Here is a 16,700-nt window from a genome sequence, read left to right as displayed (position 1 = left end):
CCCCGAGACGAGAATCCCGATGCGCAATCCGAATATCGACAGCTTGCTGACGAAGCTGCTGGGACAGGCGAAGACCGACGCCCTGTTCTCGACCCTGAACATGCCGGCCATCCTCGAGGAGTGGGAGGACGGCGTCGTGACGCGCGCGGAAATCGCGCAGGCGATGAACATGGCGCTGTTCGAAGGGCTGCTCGAGCGTTCGGCGAACGGCCGCGCGTACACGGCCGACGCGATCGAAAGCGGCGGCTCGGTCTATTTCGACCACGGCGCGCTACGCACGGTGCGCTGGCCGCATACGGGCGCGCTGCCGCCGGGCGAAGCCGCATTCACGCGTATCCTGCGTCCGCTCGGCTTCCGGCTGAACGGCCGTTATCCGCTCGACAAGCTCGGCATGACGGGCCGCGCGTACGCGCATGAAGACGCGCCGGACGAAATCGCGCAGTTCTTCGTCAGCGAACTGCATCCGGAGCGCTTTTCGAAGGAATTCCAGCAGGCCGTGACGAACGTGGTCAGCTCGTCGCGCGACCCGCTGTCGCCGGCGGCCGTCGCGCTGCTGTGGGAGGTCGAGCGCGAAGGCTGGCTGCCGCTGGAAGCCGCGCACGCGCTGCTGCCGGAGATCGTCGGCGCGTTCGCGCGCCAGCACGACGTGCCGAACGAACTCGACTACGAGACGCTGCTGATGGAATCGGCGGAAATGGCGTGGATCGCGACCGAGGGCAATGCGTTCAATCACGCGACCGATCGCGTCCCGGACGTGTTCAAGCTGTCCGACGACGAGAAGGCGAAGGGCCGGCCGATGAAGCCGGAAGTCGAGCGCTCGCGCTCGGGCCGCGTGTTCCAGACGGCCTATCGCGCGGATACCGTCGAGCGCGAGTTCCGCACGCGCGACGGCGGCACCGTGAAGCGCAACGTGCCCGGTTCGTTCTACGAGTTCATCACGCGCAAGCGCACGTTCGACCAGACGTCGCGTCGCTGGGTGACCGACCTGCGCTTCGATGCGGGCAACGCGCAGGGCATCTTCAAGATGACGGCGAACGCGGCGAAGTAAGCGCTTCGCGTCGCGCGGCAGGGAGGAAAGCAGAAGGGCCGGCGGCTGGTTTCAGCCGCCGGCCCGTTTGCGTCGACGGGGCGTCGCGTGCGTCAGAACAGGTGCGTGACCAGATAAAACAGCACCAGCAGCCCGATCGGTACGCCGAGCAGCCATGCGATCAGATATTTGCCCATGTCGTTGTCCTCCTCGTGGCCGCGACGCGGCGTGCGTCGCGGCAGGGTGAGACGACTGGCGCGTTACAGCTCGCGGTCGAATTCCTTCAATTGCTTCTCGGCTTCGTCGCGGGCGATCCCGTAACGCTCCTGGATCTTGCCGGCCAGATAGTCGCGGTTGCCTTCCGCGACCGCGAGATCGTCGTCGGTCAGCTTGCCCCACTTGGCCTTCAGCTTGCCGGTGAGCTGCTTCCACTGGCCCTGGATCTTGTCCTCGTTCATCGTGTACTCCTTTCGTAAGGGGAGAAAAGTGCGGCGCTCGGCCGCGGGGTAGCTCAGGCCTTGGCCTTCAGGCCGGACGCGTCGACGTGCTTCACGCCCTTGATCGCGCGGGTGACGGCGATGGCCTTCTTCACGGCGGTCTTCGTCTGCAGCACACCCGTCAGCGTGACGACGCCGTCCACCGTCTTCACGCTGATGTCAGTGCTTTCCACGCCCTTGGTGGTCGCGAGTTCACTCTTTACCTTGGTCGTGATCCACGTGTCGGTGACAGGCTGGTTCGATTCGGTCGCCATGCCGCTGTCGGTCGACGATGCCTGGGCATGCGCGTTCGTGAGCGGGGCCGCGGAAAGCAGGAACGCCGCGCTGACGGCGAGCAGGGTCGAAAGGTGCGAGGTCTTGTTCATTGATGTCCTCCTTCGATTGGCGGGTTGAATCAATCGGTGGGCGAGCACGGATCGTTCCCGTGCATTCCGGCGCATCGCGCGGCTTATCGCGCGATCGGCGTGTCGTAACCGGGCTCGCGCGGCGGCATGTCCGGGCGCGGCACGTCGGGCGGCAGCGGCACCGGCGGATCGGTGCCCGGCGCCGGTTCGGGCGGGTTGTCCGGGGCCGGCTCGGGCCGCGTCGGATCGGGTGTCTGATGCAATTCCATCCTGGTGTCCTCCCTCTGCGGTATGAAAGGGCAGCGCATGAGCGCCGATGCAGTACCAGCGTACCGACGCGAACGCGAGCGGACATCGCGCAAATTCACCGGGTTGGCTAGTGCGTTTGCACCGGGGGACGGAGCACACGGGCGGGAACGGCACATGCACCACGACCCGGGCAACCCGCCGTGGCGGGCGCGCAGGCCGCGCCGCCTCGTTCGGCGGGGCACCGCACGATCGGCGGTGGCGTGCGAATGTACTATTCGGGGTAGTGCGTCCGCGCCTGTCGCGCCGTTGCCCGGCACACGATCATCGCCGCACGCGGCGGCTGGCAGGTGCCGCCGCCACGGCCGCGCGGCCGGCGCGCATGTTGACCGCTCATGTTGACGACAGGGACGACGATTCGATGAACGAACCAGTAGACGAACAGGTGCTCAAGTCGCATACCGACCGGCGCCAGCTGCACCAGATCATCGCGGGGCTCACCGAGGGCGTGATCCTGATCGAGCCGGACCAGCGGATCGTCTGGGCGAACGAGGCCGCGCTCGCGATGCACGGCGTGACCGAGCTTAAGGCGCTCGGCGCGGACGTCACCGAATACCGCGAGCGATTCCGGCTGCGCTACCGGAACAACCATCCGGTGCGCGACGGCCACTATCCGATGGATCGCGTGATCGCCGGCGAGGAGTTCAGCGACGTGACGGTCGAGGTCGAATCGGCCGCCGACGAGTCGGTGAGCTGGGTGCACCGCATCCGCAGCCTCGTGCTGACGAACGCGGCCGGCGAACCCGATTGCCTCGCGCTGGTGCTGCACGACGCGACCGAATGGGCGAGCGCCGAAGAGCGCTTCGAGCGCACCTTCAACGCGAATCCGGCGCCGGCCGTGATCTGCCGGCTCGACGACTTGCGTTACGTGAAGGTCAACCAGGGCTTTCTCGACATGACGGGCCACGCGCGCGACGACGTGCTCGGCCGCTCGGTGTACGAGGTCGACGTGCTGGATCAGGCCGAGCGGCGCGAGCTGGCGATCGAGCGGCTCGGCGAAGGCGCGACCATCCCGCAGATGGAAGCCGTGCTCAAACTTGCCGACGGCAGCACCAAGGCGGTGGTCGTCGCCGGGCAGCCGATCGACATGAACGGCGAGGCGTGCATGCTGTTCACGTTCATGGATCTCGAGCCGCGCAAGCAGGCCGAGCGCGCGCTGATGCAAAGCGAGGAACGCTTCGCGACGGCCTTCCGGATGGCGCCGGTCGCGACCGCGATCGTCACGGCCGACCGTTTCGAGCTGCTCGACGTGAACGATGCGTTTGCCGCGATGACGGGCCACGCGCAGGCCGACCTGCTCGGCAAATCCGCGGACGAGATCGGGCTGTGGGCCGAACGCGGCGCGTGGTCGCGGATCGAAGGCCGGCTCGCGCGCGACGGCCACGTGCGCAACGTGGACGTGCAGATCCGCACGCGCGACGGCGACGTGCGCGATTGCGTCGTGTCGGCCGACCCCGTCGCGATTCACGGGCGCGACTGCCTGCTCGTCGCGCTGCTGGACATCAGCGACCGCAAGCGCACGGAGATGGAGCTCGTCTATGCGATCGAGACCGCGATGCAGGACGCGTCGTGGTTCAGCCGCACGCTGATCGAGAAGCTCGCGAACGTGCGGCGCGCGAACGCGCCCGATGCGGGCGCCCAACTGTCCGACCTGACCGCGCGCGAGCGCGACGTGTTCGACCTGCTGTGCCACGGCCTCGCCGACAAGGAGATCGCCGGCCGCCTCGGGCTGGCGCCGAACACCGTGCGCAATCACGTCGCGACGATCTACGCGAAGCTCGACGTGCACAGCCGCGCCGAGGCGATCGTCTGGGCGCGCGAGCGGGGGATCGTCGGCGCGGCCGAAACGAACGGCGCGCGCGCCGACAAGGGCGGCGCGAAAGGCACGGACTGACGGGATCGGTGCGAATGCACCATGCGCACTGGTGCATCCGCATCTGCCGCCCGCGGCCGCCGCTTGCGATCCTGTCCGCTCGGCGGTGCCGCGCAGGCCGCTGCATTGCCGGCTTTCCTCAACCATCGCAGGAGACGACCATGGACAGGAATCGCATCGAAGGCAAGCTCAAGCAGGTCAAGGGTTCGGTCAAGGAAGCACTCGGCAAGGTGACGGGCGACCGCGAGACCGAAGCGCAAGGCGTGGCCGAGCAGCAGGCCGGCAAGCTCCAGGAGAAGGCGGGCGAGGCCGCCGATGCGGTGCGCAAGCATACGGGCACCGATCGGCACTGACCGATGACGCGGCGCCGGCCGTGGGCGTCGCGAAGGCCGGCCGGGCCGGCGCCGCGACGATGATGCGCGGCCGGCATGACGACGACCGGCCTTTACCCTGCGGCGCGGCCGCCATTCCCCACGGAATACCGCCATCCACGGCCGCCGCCGGACGGCCGTCGATCGGCCATCAGCACGGAACTTGATGACAAATCCTCACGACATAGTTCCGATATTTCGTTTGCTGGACGGGTATTGGCTACCCACAATCCCTTCACCTCTTTCGCGATGAAAGGTTCTTCGGAGACGGAGCCGCGGTGATCGTCCGGCCGGATCGGCGTGTCGCACGCGCTCCGGCACGGAAAGGCATCACCGGCGCGCAGGAGGTTGCCGACGCGTGCCAGTCTCGCGTTGCATCCCGACCCATAGAAGAAGGATTGCCATGACGTTCCGCATTCGTTCGCTTTCCGGCGTCGCGCTGACCGCCGCGCTTTTCGCATTCCAGACGGGCGCGGCCCATGCGCAGGAGACGATCGTCAAGGTCGGCGTGGCCGGCCCGCTGACGGGCGGCGGCGCGGCATACGGCAAGGACATCGAGAACGGCGTGCGCATGGCCGTCGACGAAGCGAATGCGGCGCGGACGACCGTCGGCGGCAAGCCGGTGAAGTTCGTCGTCGCGTCGCAGGACGACCAGAGCGATCCGCGCACCGGCGTGCAGGCCGCGCAGCAGCTCGCCGACGCGCAGGTGGCCGTCGTGATCGGCCACTTCAATTCCGGCACGACGCTGCCGGCGTCGAAGATCTATGCGAAGGCCGGCATTCCGATGATCACGCCGTCGGCGACCAATCCCGACATCACGCGCGCGGGGCTCGACACCGTGTACCGCGTGATCGCGACCGACACGCAGAACGCCGGCAACGCCGGTGCGTACGCCGCGAGCGTGACGAAGGCGAAGCGCATCGCGATCATCGACGATCGCACCGCGTTCGGCCAGGGCGAAGCCGACGAATTCGAGAAGGCCGTGAAGGCGAACGGCGGCACGATCGTCGCGCGCGAATTCACGAACGACAAGGCCGTCGACTTCAGCGCGCAGCTCACGAAGATCAAGAGCGCCAATGCCGATCTCGTGTTCTTCGGCGGCCTCGACGCGCAGGCCGCGATGCTCGTGAAGCGCATGCGCCAGCTCGGCATCCGCGCGCAGTTCCTCGCGGGCGGCGGCGTGATGAACGCGAACTTCATCAAGCTCGCCGGCAATGCGGCGGAAGGCGCATCGGTATGGGAGTACGGGCAGCCGCTGTCGCGTCTCGCGAAGGGCAAGCTGTTCGAAACGAAATTCAGGCAGAAGTACGGCGTCGACATGCTCGCGTATGCGCCGTTCGCGTACGACGCGACGTGGATCGCGATCAACGCGATGCAGAAGGCGAACTCGACGAAGCCGGGCGATTTCAACGGCGCGCTGAAGGGCACGCGCTACGACGGCATCACGGGCACGATCGCGTTCACGAACACGGGTGACCTGAAGAACCCGAGCTCGACGCTGTACGAAGTGAAGAACGCCGCGTGGCAGCCCGTCACGACGAAATCGGCGGACTGAACGCAGCGCGCGAGCAGGCTTTCGCGGCGATGCCGGACGTGCTGAAATAGCCGGGGCGATCGCCCGCGAAGTTTGCTCGCGGGATGCCCGCGAGTCGCGGCACGCATCATTTTCAGGCCCTGAGCCTTTTACGTGCAACCGGAGTCAGTCGTGAGTTCTCAAGTCGTCATCGTCGGCGGTGGTGTGATCGGCAGCTCGATCGCTTATTTCCTGCGCGCCACCGATCCCACGGTCGCCGTGACCGTGATCGAACGCGACCCCACCTATGCCAAATCGTCGTCGGCGCTGTCGGCCGCGTCGATTCGCCAGCAGTTTTCCACGCCGTTGTCGATCGAGATGTCGCTGTTCGGCATCGACTTCCTGCGCACGATCGGCGAGCGGCTCGAAGTGGACGGCCACCGCCCGTCGATCGACCTGCACGAGGGCGGCTACCTGTTCCTCGCGACGCCGGCTGGCGACGCGACGCTGCGCGAGAACCATGCGCTGCAGACGCGCCTCGGCGCCGATATCCGGCTGATGGACGGCGACGCGCTGCGCGCGAAGTTCCCGTGGCTGAACGTCGACGATCTCGCGTCGGGCGCGTACGGCGTGAGCGGCGAAGGCTGGTTCGACGGCTACGGGCTCGTGCAGGCGCTGCGCAAGAAGGCGCAGGCGCTCGGCGCGCGCTACGTGCCGGCCGACGTGAAGGACGTGGTGCGCGACGGCCGCAGGATCACGCATGTCGTGACGGGCGACGGCGAGCGCTACGCGTGCGACACGCTCGTCAACGCGGCCGGTGCGTGGACGCGCACGCTGTCGTCGATGATGGGCATCGACATCCCCGTGTATGCGCGGCGGCGCAGCATCTTCAACGTATCGTCGCCGGCGAAGCTCGCCGATTGCCCGCTGCTGATCGATCCGACCGGCGTGTATTTCCGGCCGGAAGGGCGCACGTATATCTGCGGCACGTCGCCGAGCCCGGATCGCGACCCGGACGACCTGCCGCTCGACGAAGTCGACCACGACCTGTTCGACGACGTGATCTGGCCGACGCTCGCGCACCGCGTGCCGGAATTCGAGGCGCTGCGCGTCGAGCATTGCTGGTCCGGGTACTACGAGTACAACGTGTTCGATCACAACGCGATCATCGGCTACCACCCCGAACTCGACAACGTCGTGTTCGCGAACGGCTACAGCGGCCACGGGCTGCAGCAAGGGCCGGCGACGGGGCGGGGCGTCAGCGAACTCATTCTGGGCGGGCGTTACGACACGCTCGACCTGTCGTCGCTCGGCTGGGCGCGCGTGCTCGAAAACCGGCCGATCGTCGAGAAGAACGTCGTGTAGTGTAGTGCGGCGTAACCGCCCGGTATGGGGTGGGCGGGATTCTCCTTGTGTCTCAAACCCGTTGGCCCGACTTTGTCGGGCCTTTTTTCGCCGCGTGCGTCAGCCAACGCCGTAGACGGCGTCGCGCAGATCGAGCGTGTACTGCCCGTTCATCCCTTCGTAGAGCGTGTTCGACAGCGACACGACGGTGAGCCCGCGTGCGCGATCGACGAACCACGAATGACCGTAGACGCCGCCCCAGCGCCACGTGCCGACGGATTCCGGCGACGCGGCCGCCCGCGGGTCGCGCAGCACCGAGAAGCCGATCCCGAACCCCGCGCCCGGCAGATCCGGCAATTCGAGATCGCCGGTTTGCACGCGGCCCATCTCGTCGACCAACTCGGCCGGCAGGATCGCGCCGCCGCCCGCGCGCAGCGTGTCGAGCACCGTCAGCACGTCGCCCGCGGTGCCGACCATTCCGGCGCCGCCCGACGGGAACGCATGCGCATCGAGCGCGCGCGACGGCGAGTACGTGACGCCGACGAACCCTTCGTCGATGGGCACGGTTTCGTTCTCGGCGAGCCGGTGCGGCCGCGGCGTGTCGTTGACGTACGGCGTGGCGAGCCGCGCCGGATCGCGCGCGACGAAGCCCGTATCGTGCGCCCCGAGCGGGCGCAGCACGAGCGCATCGATCGCATCGGCGAGCGGCATGTCGCAGACGACCTCGATCAGCGCGCCGACGACGTCGATCGACAGCGAGTAGTTCCAGTTGGTGCCGGGCGCGAACAGCAGCGGCACGCTCGCGATCCGGCGCAGGTTTTCGGCGAGCGTGATCGATGCGCCATCGAGCCCGTCGGAGACGCCCGCACGCGCATAGGGGCCGTTCGCGTCGGTTTCGTTGAAGCGATAGTCGAGGCCGGCGGTATGCACGAGCAACTGGCGCACCGTGATCGTCGGCACGCGGCCGTCGGGCAGCGCCGGACGGAACTCGGGCAGCCAGCGCGTGATGTCTTCGTCGAGCGACAGCTTGCGTTGCGCGACGAGCGCCATCGCCGCTGCCGAGACGATCGGCTTGGTGACCGACGCGAGCCGGAACAGCGTGTCCTCGCGCATCGGCGTGCGCGATTCGCGATCCGCGAATCCGGCCGCGCGGCGATAGACGAGTTCGCCGTCGCGGGCGACGAGCACCACCGCGCCGACGAGGCGCTGCGTGTCGAGCTGGCGGGACAGGACCGCGTCGATGCGCTCGGCGAGCGCGGGATCGGTTGACGACTGCAGTGACGATGCGGGAGAAGAGGTCATCGAAAGTTCCGTCGTGAAGGGGGCCGATCGACATGTTAGGCGGCTGCGGCCGCACGCGTCGTTAACCCTTACACGGAACAGGGCGATGTGCGCGGTACCGGGCGCGGCGGCAGGCAAAATAGGCGCCAAGCGGCCGGCGGCGTTCGTTAGAATCTGCTTTCGTCGAGGAAATGACGCAGTTGCATGGTGCAGAGCAGTATCGAATCGAAGACGCTGCTTGTCCTGATTCCATCGTTCATCTTTCGCCGGAGGCGAGCATGCCAGGTTTACTTCCCGATGTTGACCGCGAGGGGCTCCTCGAATATTCGGTGGTGTACACCGATCGCTCGGTCAACCATATGTCGCAGCGCTTCCAGGGTGTCATGCGCGACATCTCCGCCACGCTGAAAAAAGTCTACAACGCGAAGTCGGTCGCGATCGTGCCGGGCAGCGGGACGTTCGGCATGGAAGCCGTGGCGCGGCAGTTCGCGACGAACAGGAAGTGCCTCGTGATCCGCAACGGCTGGTTCAGCTTCCGCTGGTCGCAGATATTCGACATGGGCAGCATTCCGTCGGAGACGACGGTGCTGAAGGCGCGCCCCGTCGAAGCGGGCAGGCAGGCCGCCTACGCACCGGCGCCGATCGACGAAGTGGTCGCCGCCATCAAGGAAAACAAGCCCGATCTCGTGTTCGCGCCGCACGTCGAAACCGCGTCCGGGATCATGCTGCCCGATGCGTACCTGCGCGCGGTGGCCGATGCCGTGCATGCGGTCGGCGGCATGTTCGTGCTCGATTGCATCGCGTCGGGCACCGTGTGGGTCGACATGCAGGCGAGCGGTGTCGATATCCTGATCAGCGCGCCGCAAAAGGGCTGGAGTGCGTCGCCGTGTTGCGCGATGGTGATGTTCAGCCCGCTTGCGCGCGAGCGCATCGATTCGACCACCAGCACCAGCTTCGCGTGCGATCTGCGCAAGTGGCTGCAGATCATGGAAGCGTACGAGGGCGGCGGGTTCGCGTATCACGCGACGATGCCCACGGACAGCCTCACGACCCTGCGCGACGTGATGAAGGAAACCGACGCATACGGCTTCGACAAGGTGAAGGCGGAACAGCTCGAACTCGGCGAGCGCATTCGCGCGCTGCTGACGGAGAAGGGGATCAGGAGCGTGGCCGCGAAGGGGTTCGAGGCGCCGGGTGTCGTGGTCGGTTACACCGACGATGACGGGATTCGCACCGGGAAGAAGTTTGCCGATGTCGGTTTGCAGATCGCGGCGGGCGTGCCGTTGCAATGCGACGAACCGGAGGACTTCAAGACTTTCCGGCTCGGGTTGTTCGGTCTCGACAAGCTGCATGATGTCGATGGTGCGGTGAAGCGGTTTGCCGATGCGTTGAACCGGATTGTTTGAGGCGGTTGTGCGGGATGGAGTGCTTCGGTGGCCGCCGCTCATTCATTGAGCGGCGGCTCTGAGTCGTTGAAAACGCAACTATTCAGGATCATGACATGGCCGAAAGCGCTCTCACCTTTACCAGTCAAGCCGAATGGGAAAGCTGGTTGGGGCAGAACGGCAGCACGTCGACCGGAGTATGGCTGCGTCTCGCGAAAAAAGGTACTGGGCAGCAAACCGTCACCTACCAAGAGGCGTTGGAGAGTGCCCTTTGTCATGGCTGGATCGATGGTCAAAAGAAGGCCGAGAGCGAGCAATACTGGTTACAACGCTTCACCCCGCGCACCGCGAAAAGCATCTGGTCCAAACTCAACAAGGACAAGGCCGAAGCGCTGATCGCCGCAGGCAGGATGCGCGCGGCCGGCATGGGCGAAATCGAGAAGGCGAGGAAGGACGGCCGTTGGGAGGCGGCTTATACGTCGGCCAGCAACTCGATCGTGCCGGACGACTTGCAGGCGGCGTTGGACGCCGATCCGAAAGCCGGGAAGTTTTTTGCGACACTGAACAGCCGTAATCGCTATGCGATCCTGTTTCGGATACAGAACGCCAGGAAGCCGGAATCACGGGCGCGCAAAATCGCGGAATTCATCGACATGCTGAAGCGGGGCGAGACTTTTCATCCGTAGAGGGTGGGTTTCCGACGGAGATTTCGTCGAACGCGATCGGCGCGTGAATTGTTCCGATCGCCATATGAATGGGAAAACGGGAATGGGAGCAAGAATGCATATCCGTGCATCGGCGTTCAGCTTTCGTCGCGCGGCGCTGGGCGCCGCCATGGCGCTGACATTGTCGTGGTTCACCGCTGCGCAAGCGCAGGGCTGCGCACCGGATAGCGTAGCTCCCGAGTGCTTGCTGCAACGTAGTCAAGATGAATTTCTGCAAGCAGACGACGAATTGAACCGCACTTACCAAAAGGTATTGAAGTCGCTGTCTCGTCCACGTGACGAGTACGTCGACTATCCAGCACTCAAGGTGAAATTTGTCGCGGCTCAGCGGCAATGGATCCGTTTTCTCGGCGACGAGTGTTCCGCTTGGTATCTGATAAACGAGGCAGGCGCGGATCGTAATCTTGATCTACTGACTTGCGAAATCGACAGAACACGTGATCGTACGCGTCAATTGAACGCGTGGCTCAAACAAGTGAGCCATGGTTAGTGCGGCGCTAGATAAAGACAGAATGAGTGCCGGGAGCGCGGCTAGCGTCAGGCTTGTTACGTGGTGCGCCGGGATGGTAGCTCGGATATAACGGGGGAAACGAGCGATGGTGTCGAAAAGCGTCCGCAGAGCGACGGCAGACGATGTCCCGGTACTGACACAGATCCGGAACGATGCACATGCAAAGAAGGTCGCGCATGGCGACCACGTATGGGGCAAGGAACGCGACGGCTTCTCTGAACGGTGGGTACGAAACCACGTCGCAGAGAAAGCCGTGTACGTCGTCGAACAGGATGGCACGCTGGTCGGAACGTTCTCGCCCGACTTCGACGATGACAGGCACTGGGGGCCCAAGCGCCGATTGCGGGCTACGTGCACGGCCCTGCGTGCGGAAAGGTTTCAACGGGCTCGGCAGCTTCATGCTCGACGGGTGCGCTCATGAGGTGAGCCGCTTGAACCGGCGTTTGCTTCGACTCGACTGCGGCGCTGAAAACATGACGCTCTGCGCTTACTACGAGTCGCTGGGCTTTGTCCGCGTCGGATTGCAAACGGACGGTATTGCCTGGTCCCTGTACGAAAAACCCGTCAGTTCGGTCCGCCGGTGATCGCGGGGGTCCAGCAGCAAACATCGGCGACGGATTCCACGTCAGCCGGGGTCACACGATCGAACATCATGCGTTCACGAACGATCGACGTCGTCCGAAGCCGCGTCACCGTTACCCTGCTACGCCGGCAAAAGGCCCGCTTTACGATAATTGTCGATCAGCGCGTCGTAGAGGGAGAGATCGGCGCGACTCCGCGCGATGAGCTGAGCGCCGGCGATGGCGGCGAAGATTGCCCGCGCCCGCTGTTTGCTCTCCCGGGCGCTGACCACCGCCGCTGCGGATAGAACCTTGCTCAACCACGCCACGTTCACGTCTGCGAAGGCCAGGACTTCTTTCATCACGACTTCCGGCAGATCGTCGGTTTCGGCGGCCATGAAGCTGCAAAGACACAGGCGGTTGCCGGTCTCGAGCGCCTTGCGGAAGGTATCCGGATAGCGGCGCAGGCAGTCCAGCGGATCGCGCGATCGGGCCAGCATGTCGTCCAGCGCCGCCGCGGAATCCTCCCAGTAACGCCTCGCCACCGCGGCGCCGAGATCGGCCTTGCTTTCGAAGTGGTGGTAGATGCTCGCGGCCTTGATCCCCACCTCGCTGGCGAGATCCCGATAGTTCAACCCGCCGTAGCCGTGCGTCTGCGCGAGCCTCGTGGCGGCTGCCAGAATTCTTTCTCTCGAGTTCGAGCTCGCGTCGTTCGTCACTGCTTCAGTCTCCGCGCACGGGAAATGGGTGTTGACACTCCGGATTCTACCTTATATGGTTAACCTAACAAACGTTAGGTAGTTTCGCCGGAGACGTGTTTCCGCGTCGTCCGATCCAGTGCAACCGACTACGGAGCGCCCCTGCAATGACTTCCAGTAACGTCGACTTCGACACAGCCCAACTGCCCATGATGAAGATCCACGATTTCCCGACAGGGCCCTATCCGACACGTGTGCGCATTGCACTGGCCGAAAAGGGGCTGCAATCGCGCGTCCAGTTCGTGATGGTCGATCTTTACAAGGGCGAGCATAAAAAGCCCGAGTTCATCGCCAGCAAGAATTATTCGGGTACGTTGCCGGTTCTGGAACTCGATGATGGAACGTGCATTGCCGAGTGCACGGCCATTACCGAATACCTCGACGCGCTCGACGGCGTACCCACGCTCACCGGCACCACGCCACGCGAAAAAGGGGTCATCCACATGATGAGCAAGCGCGCCGAGTTGGAATTGCTCGACGCGATCAGCGTCTATTTCCATCACGGCACGCCGGGGCTGGGGCCCGACGTGGAGACGTATCAAAATCCGGAGTGGGGATTCCGTCAACGCGACAAGGCGTTGAGGGGCATGCGCTATTTCGATGCCGTTCTGCAACGGCAACCGTATGTCGCGGGCGAGACGTTCTCGATGGCCGACATCACCGTCATCGGTGGTTTGATCTTTGCGATGCTCGTGAAGCTGCCAGTGCATGAGGAATGCGAAGCACTTCGAGCCTGGTACGCGAGAATGCTGGAGCGCGAGAGCGTCAGGAACCAGCCGGTGTTTGCGATGCTGGCCTGAGCTGCCCCTGCGTCGGTCGATAACGGGCGGATGAGGCGAGCGAACGGACGAGCGCGCTACCGCGTCAAGCGATACAAAACATCGGGACAACGCTCCTCGTTTCTGCTTCCGTCGCTGTACGCAATGGCAACGAACCCGTGCTGCTCGTAAAACGCAGCAGCATCGTGGTTCATTTGAAACGTATGGAGCTGGAGCGAGCCGTCCGTTTGCGACTTCACCGATTCCAGCAGGGCAGTGCCCATCCCTTGCCGTTTGAATTCGGGGCACACGTACAATTGCTCGAGCCATGTCACGCCGTCGGTGGCAGCGTGTGCGGCCATGCCGATGATGTGGCCATCGTTCACGGCAACGGTAACATTGCCCGACGGAACAAGCATGTTGGCAACCCAATCGCGGACGGCCGCTTCGGCGTGCGCGAGTGGCGCGTAGGATGCCAGCGTGTCGCGCGACCGAAGATAGACGTCGGCCACCGCCGCGGCATCGGCCATCGTCGCGCGACGCAAGATCAGGGGCATGGTTCGGCCACTCCGAAGTCGTCAAGGAATGCTCGACGATAGCAGCATGGCATCGAACTTCCAAGGTCGTGTGGAATGCTGCTGAAGGGGGCGGCTGAAATCGGCAAGTCCGCGTAATATATCGAGTTTGCAGCACGGACGATTGACGCAGCGTCCGGCCAGAAGTGGCGGGTGGGTGTCTTTCCGTGGACGACCGCTTCAGGCTGGTTGCAATCGGTCGAGCTGGTACGCCCATTACGCCCATTCGGCCGCTAGAGGGGCGAACAGACGTTGACCGACCGGCCAACGGGGCATTGCATTGCTCAGCGCGTTCTTGGCGGTCACACCCAAAATCACGGTGACGTCACGACACTGAACCATGCAGATGAAGCCCGCGATGCCCCATCGGTAGTGCACCGAAGCGTGCATAACATGTGCGCCTTGACGTCGACCGGCGTGCTGTTCATGGCCACGCGGAAGGCTGCACCACAACACCATGCACATGATGCCGTTGGCCATCGACCATGATGGACAATTGTTCACCGGTGCCCGTCACTGTCGTGCAGTCGCGCGCAAGATGCGGGCAACCCATCGCCCGGCGTTTCGCCGCCGAGCGAAGGAACGGTCGAAGGCGCGCGCGCGAGCCCGATAGAGAGCGGGAGGTCGATGGCAGGCAGAATAAACAGACACGATCAGCGCTCGAACATCATTGGGAAGATCTACGAACCACGACAATTTCACTCAGCGCGAGCGTGCTCACGGGCCGGTTCAGCGAAACCGCAGGAGGAGCGACGAAAGGCACGAACAATTCAACGACGTTCAAGTTGCCACATCCTGACGGCGCCGCCGGCGCACGCCCAACAATCCGTCGTTCTTCGCTACCGAATTGTCGGGCGCTGATCGCTCATCGCGGCTGTAACGCCCCGGGCTTCAAAGCTCCAATTCGCTCAGTCCCGGATGATCGTCCGGCCGACGGCCCAAGGGCCAGTGATACTTGCGCTCGGATTCCTTGATCGGCATATCGTTGATGCACGCATAGCGGCGTTGCATGAGGCCATCCTCGCCGAACTCCCAGTTTTCGTTGCCATAGGAGCGGAACCAGTTGCCCGAGTCGTCGTGCCATTCATAGGCGTAGCGCACGGCAATGCGATTGCCGCCGAACGCCCACAGTTCCTTGATCAGACGATACTCGTGCTCCTTCTTCCACTTGCGCTCGAGGAACGCCTGCGCTTCCGCTCGATTGTTCGCGAACTCTGCGCGATTGCGCCATTTCGTGTCGAGCGAATAGGCGAGCGCGACCTTGGCGGCGTCACGCGAATTCCAGCCGTCTTCCGCGAGACGGACTTTCTCGATGGCTGTCTCCAGCGTGAACGGCGGAAGCGGCGGACGAATTCCCTGCTGTTGAGTCGACATGACGGCTCTCCTTTTCAGATTAGCGATTGCACTGCGTGCGTCGCGGATCGCCCGACCCGCGATGCGATGAACTCAGACCGGCTTGGCCGGCAGATATCTCGTTGAAACCTGAGAACCCTTTGACGATCTCCTTCAGAATCGGCCTCGTCGTGTGCGCTGATTTCATGCATCAAGAATGGACGCGAATTTCGATAGTGTCCAAGACCGGATTGCGATAGAGTCGATAGGAAGATCCAATAGTTAGGTGGAGTCCCGTGCTACTACGTCATATCCGTTACTTCCTTGCAGTGGCAGAACAGCGGAATTTCACGCGCGCTGCCGAGGCGCTTCATGTGTCGCAGCCGACCCTATCGCAGCAGATTCGGCAGCTCGAGGACACCTTGGGAACACAGCTGTTCGATCGTTCAGGCAGAACCGTTCAACTGACCGACGCGGGAGAAGCGTGGATGCGTTACGCCAAGCTCGCGCTACAGGACCTTGACGCAGGGGTGAGGGCGATACACGACGTGGCGGAACTGAGCCGGGGCAGCCTGCGTTTCGCAGTAACGCCGACCTATACGGCATCCTTGGTCGGGCCGATCGTCGATGGCTTCCACCAACTGCATCCTGGCATCAGGATCGATATTCGCGAACTCACACAGGATCAGATGGAGGCGCAGCTTGCAGACGACAAACTTGATATCGGTGTCGCATTCCATCCGGCCTTGTCGGTCGACATCGAAAGCCAACCCCTCTTCGCGGAGACGCTGAGCTTGGTGGTAGGCCGCAGCCACCCGCATGCCACACGCCGCAAAGCACTCGCGGGGCATGACTTTGGCAAGGAGCCGTTGGTCTTGCTGAACGACACATTCGCGACACGTCGGTTCATCGACGAGCATTTTGCGCGTCACTCCATTCGACCGCTTGTCGTAATCGAAGTGGATACGATCGGTGCAATCGTTGAAATCGTGCGTCGCGGGCAGCTTGCGACGGTTCTCCCTGATCACATCGCACACGTACAAGAGGGCCTACATCGCGTGCCGCTTGATCCCCCTCTGCCAACGCGCACGGCCGCCGTTTTAGAGCGCAAGGGTGCGTATCGCACTGCGGCAAGCAGGGCGTTCTTACAACTGCTGACTGAGCGGTTCGGAAAGCCGACGTGACCTTCATCGACGCTGACAAAGACATCGACGGCGTCACGAGCCGTGGAAAACCGTATCGTTCAGGCGTTGCAGCGTACCGTCCTGGTCGGCCTGGATCAGCTCGTTGATCACGTCGCGGCGGGTCAGTGCGCGCGGGGCCTGCGGCGTCGCATTCCGCTGAATCAACGGCGCAGAGGAGTGGTAAGCCGGTGAAGCCGCTTCTGCGGCAGAGGCAGCAAACGCGGTCATGGTGGAAGCAGCCAGCGCGAGCGCCGACAGGGCGTGGGAAATATGACGGATGCTCTTGTTCATGATGTTTTCCTTGTTTCTATATAAATAATAAGTATCGCTAATAGTAGTGTTGTTGCGGTTCGACG

18 protein-coding genes are annotated in these 16,700 nt (G+C 64.0%); 10 read left to right on the top strand and 8 right to left on the bottom strand.

Translation table 11 applies throughout. The features are described 5' to 3' along the window. Positions 1-19: 19 nt before the first annotated feature. A complete protein-coding gene (locus QZM15_RS17630) occupies positions 20-1,048 on the top strand; it encodes a DUF1338 domain-containing protein (RefSeq protein ID WP_275906002.1) in 1,029 nt (342 codons plus the stop codon). 239 nt (positions 1,049-1,287) lie between these two features. Here QZM15_RS17630 and QZM15_RS17625 read toward each other — a convergent pair whose 3' ends face one another. From QZM15_RS17625 to QZM15_RS17615, 3 genes are all read right to left on the bottom strand, one after another. Further along, the gene (locus QZM15_RS17625) at positions 1,288-1,485 is read right to left on the bottom strand and encodes a CsbD family protein (protein ID WP_059579817.1); all 198 of its coding nucleotides are present in this window, start codon (positions 1,483-1,485) and stop codon (positions 1,288-1,290) included. A 53-nt stretch (positions 1,486-1,538) separates the two neighbouring features. Further along, a complete protein-coding gene (locus tag QZM15_RS17620; RefSeq protein WP_059579819.1) occupies positions 1,539-1,889 on the bottom strand; it encodes a BON domain-containing protein in 351 nt (116 codons plus the stop codon). Between the two features lie 83 nt (positions 1,890-1,972). Beyond that, a complete protein-coding gene (locus QZM15_RS17615) occupies positions 1,973-2,137 on the bottom strand; it encodes a hypothetical protein (protein ID WP_180278224.1) in 165 nt (54 codons plus the stop codon). Positions 2,138-2,535: 398 nt separating this feature from the next. Here QZM15_RS17615 and QZM15_RS17610 point away from each other — a divergent pair, with 398 nt between their 5' ends. The 4 genes from QZM15_RS17610 (at position 2,536) to QZM15_RS17595 (ending at position 7,296) form a co-directional block, all read left to right on the top strand. Further along, entirely contained in the window at positions 2,536-4,068 is a 1,533-nt protein-coding gene (locus QZM15_RS17610; protein WP_226221644.1) for a helix-turn-helix transcriptional regulator, read from the top strand. Between the two features lie 140 nt (positions 4,069-4,208). Beyond that, positions 4,209-4,400 (top strand): CsbD family protein, encoded by a 192-nt coding sequence (locus QZM15_RS17605; RefSeq protein WP_059579825.1) that lies wholly within the window; start codon positions 4,209-4,211, stop codon positions 4,398-4,400. 421 nt (positions 4,401-4,821) lie between these two features. Next, positions 4,822-5,973 carry a branched-chain amino acid ABC transporter substrate-binding protein gene (locus QZM15_RS17600; RefSeq protein WP_059640455.1) on the top strand — a complete coding sequence of 384 codons (1,152 nt, stop codon included), beginning with the start codon at positions 4,822-4,824 and terminating at the stop codon, positions 5,971-5,973. Positions 5,974-6,123: 150 nt separating this feature from the next. Further along, entirely contained in the window at positions 6,124-7,296 is a 1,173-nt protein-coding gene (locus QZM15_RS17595; RefSeq protein ID WP_059579830.1) for an FAD-binding oxidoreductase, read from the top strand. 99 nt (positions 7,297-7,395) lie between these two features. On the opposite strand, the gene QZM15_RS17590 is transcribed toward QZM15_RS17595, so the two are convergent. Beyond that, the gene (locus QZM15_RS17590; protein ID WP_302106904.1) at positions 7,396-8,577 is read right to left on the bottom strand and encodes a serine hydrolase; all 1,182 of its coding nucleotides are present in this window, start codon (positions 8,575-8,577) and stop codon (positions 7,396-7,398) included. A 257-nt stretch (positions 8,578-8,834) separates the two neighbouring features. Here QZM15_RS17590 and QZM15_RS17585 point away from each other — a divergent pair, with 257 nt between their 5' ends. From QZM15_RS17585 to QZM15_RS17575, 3 genes are all read left to right on the top strand, one after another. Continuing rightward, complete coding sequence (locus QZM15_RS17585; RefSeq protein ID WP_302106903.1) at positions 8,835-9,962, top strand: aminotransferase class V-fold PLP-dependent enzyme; 1,128 nt, start codon at positions 8,835-8,837, stop codon at positions 9,960-9,962. 95 nt (positions 9,963-10,057) lie between these two features. After that, the gene (locus tag QZM15_RS17580; RefSeq protein WP_226221636.1) at positions 10,058-10,627 is read left to right on the top strand and encodes a YdeI family protein; all 570 of its coding nucleotides are present in this window, start codon (positions 10,058-10,060) and stop codon (positions 10,625-10,627) included. Between the two features lie 94 nt (positions 10,628-10,721). Further along, positions 10,722-11,156, top strand: coding sequence for a lysozyme inhibitor LprI family protein (locus tag QZM15_RS17575; protein ID WP_226221634.1), 435 nt, complete (start codon positions 10,722-10,724; stop codon positions 11,154-11,156). Between the two features lie 724 nt (positions 11,157-11,880). Here the strand turns inward: QZM15_RS17575 and QZM15_RS17570 are convergent. Beyond that, positions 11,881-12,456 carry a TetR/AcrR family transcriptional regulator gene (locus QZM15_RS17570; RefSeq protein ID WP_104013056.1) on the bottom strand — a complete coding sequence of 192 codons (576 nt, stop codon included), beginning with the start codon at positions 12,454-12,456 and terminating at the stop codon, positions 11,881-11,883. Between the two features lie 146 nt (positions 12,457-12,602). On the opposite strand from QZM15_RS17570, the gene QZM15_RS17565 reads away from it, so the two are divergent. Then, positions 12,603-13,295, top strand: coding sequence for a glutathione S-transferase (locus QZM15_RS17565; RefSeq protein WP_099317062.1), 693 nt, complete (start codon positions 12,603-12,605; stop codon positions 13,293-13,295). A gap of 56 nt (positions 13,296-13,351) precedes the next feature. Here QZM15_RS17565 and QZM15_RS17560 read toward each other — a convergent pair whose 3' ends face one another. Both QZM15_RS17560 and QZM15_RS17555 read right to left on the bottom strand, forming a co-directional pair. Next, complete coding sequence (locus tag QZM15_RS17560; RefSeq protein WP_302106902.1) at positions 13,352-13,810, bottom strand: GNAT family N-acetyltransferase; 459 nt, start codon at positions 13,808-13,810, stop codon at positions 13,352-13,354. Between the two features lie 909 nt (positions 13,811-14,719). Further along, on the bottom strand, positions 14,720-15,202 hold the full coding sequence (locus tag QZM15_RS17555; protein ID WP_302106901.1) for a DUF1348 family protein: 483 nt from the start codon (positions 15,200-15,202) through the stop codon (positions 14,720-14,722). A 254-nt stretch (positions 15,203-15,456) separates the two neighbouring features. Here QZM15_RS17555 and cynR point away from each other — a divergent pair, with 254 nt between their 5' ends. Then, positions 15,457-16,344, top strand: coding sequence for a transcriptional regulator CynR (gene cynR / locus QZM15_RS17550; protein WP_302106900.1), 888 nt, complete (start codon positions 15,457-15,459; stop codon positions 16,342-16,344). Between the two features lie 33 nt (positions 16,345-16,377). Here the strand turns inward: cynR and QZM15_RS17545 are convergent, their stop codons facing one another. Beyond that, the gene (locus tag QZM15_RS17545) at positions 16,378-16,635 is read right to left on the bottom strand and encodes a DUF4148 domain-containing protein (RefSeq protein WP_302106899.1); all 258 of its coding nucleotides are present in this window, start codon (positions 16,633-16,635) and stop codon (positions 16,378-16,380) included. Between the last annotated feature and the right edge of the window lie 65 nt (positions 16,636-16,700).

Origin of the sequence: Burkholderia sp. AU44665, assembly GCF_030504405.1 — a bacterium.
Classification (GTDB): domain Bacteria; phylum Pseudomonadota; class Gammaproteobacteria; order Burkholderiales; family Burkholderiaceae; genus Burkholderia; species Burkholderia semiarida.
This window is presented reverse-complemented; position numbering and strand designations above follow the sequence as displayed.

What these genes read in the sequence shown, in the direction of transcription:
- QZM15_RS17625 (WP_059579817.1), bottom strand. Translation starts at nt 1,485, where the DNA reads ATGAACGAGGACAAGATCCAGGGCCAGTGGAAGCAGCTCACCGGCAAG.
- QZM15_RS17555 (WP_302106901.1), bottom strand. Translation starts at nt 15,202, where the DNA reads ATGTCGACTCAACAGCAGGGAATTCGTCCGCCGCTTCCGCCGTTCACG.
- QZM15_RS17560 (WP_302106902.1), bottom strand. Translation starts at nt 13,810, where the DNA reads ATGCCCCTGATCTTGCGTCGCGCGACGATGGCCGATGCCGCGGCGGTG.
- QZM15_RS17545 (WP_302106899.1), bottom strand. Translation starts at nt 16,635, where the DNA reads ATGAACAAGAGCATCCGTCATATTTCCCACGCCCTGTCGGCGCTCGCG.
- QZM15_RS17565 (WP_099317062.1), top strand. Translation starts at nt 12,603, where the DNA reads ATGACTTCCAGTAACGTCGACTTCGACACAGCCCAACTGCCCATGATG.
- QZM15_RS17605 (WP_059579825.1), top strand. Translation starts at nt 4,209, where the DNA reads ATGGACAGGAATCGCATCGAAGGCAAGCTCAAGCAGGTCAAGGGTTCG.
- QZM15_RS17575 (WP_226221634.1), top strand. Translation starts at nt 10,722, where the DNA reads ATGCATATCCGTGCATCGGCGTTCAGCTTTCGTCGCGCGGCGCTGGGC.
- QZM15_RS17620 (WP_059579819.1), bottom strand. Translation starts at nt 1,889, where the DNA reads ATGAACAAGACCTCGCACCTTTCGACCCTGCTCGCCGTCAGCGCGGCG.
- QZM15_RS17630 (WP_275906002.1), top strand. Translation starts at nt 20, where the DNA reads ATGCGCAATCCGAATATCGACAGCTTGCTGACGAAGCTGCTGGGACAG.
- QZM15_RS17610 (WP_226221644.1), top strand. Translation starts at nt 2,536, where the DNA reads ATGAACGAACCAGTAGACGAACAGGTGCTCAAGTCGCATACCGACCGG.
- QZM15_RS17590 (WP_302106904.1), bottom strand. Translation starts at nt 8,577, where the DNA reads ATGACCTCTTCTCCCGCATCGTCACTGCAGTCGTCAACCGATCCCGCG.
- QZM15_RS17600 (WP_059640455.1), top strand. Translation starts at nt 4,822, where the DNA reads ATGACGTTCCGCATTCGTTCGCTTTCCGGCGTCGCGCTGACCGCCGCG.
- QZM15_RS17615 (WP_180278224.1), bottom strand. Translation starts at nt 2,137, where the DNA reads ATGGAATTGCATCAGACACCCGATCCGACGCGGCCCGAGCCGGCCCCG.
- QZM15_RS17580 (WP_226221636.1), top strand. Translation starts at nt 10,058, where the DNA reads ATGGCCGAAAGCGCTCTCACCTTTACCAGTCAAGCCGAATGGGAAAGC.
- QZM15_RS17585 (WP_302106903.1), top strand. Translation starts at nt 8,835, where the DNA reads ATGCCAGGTTTACTTCCCGATGTTGACCGCGAGGGGCTCCTCGAATAT.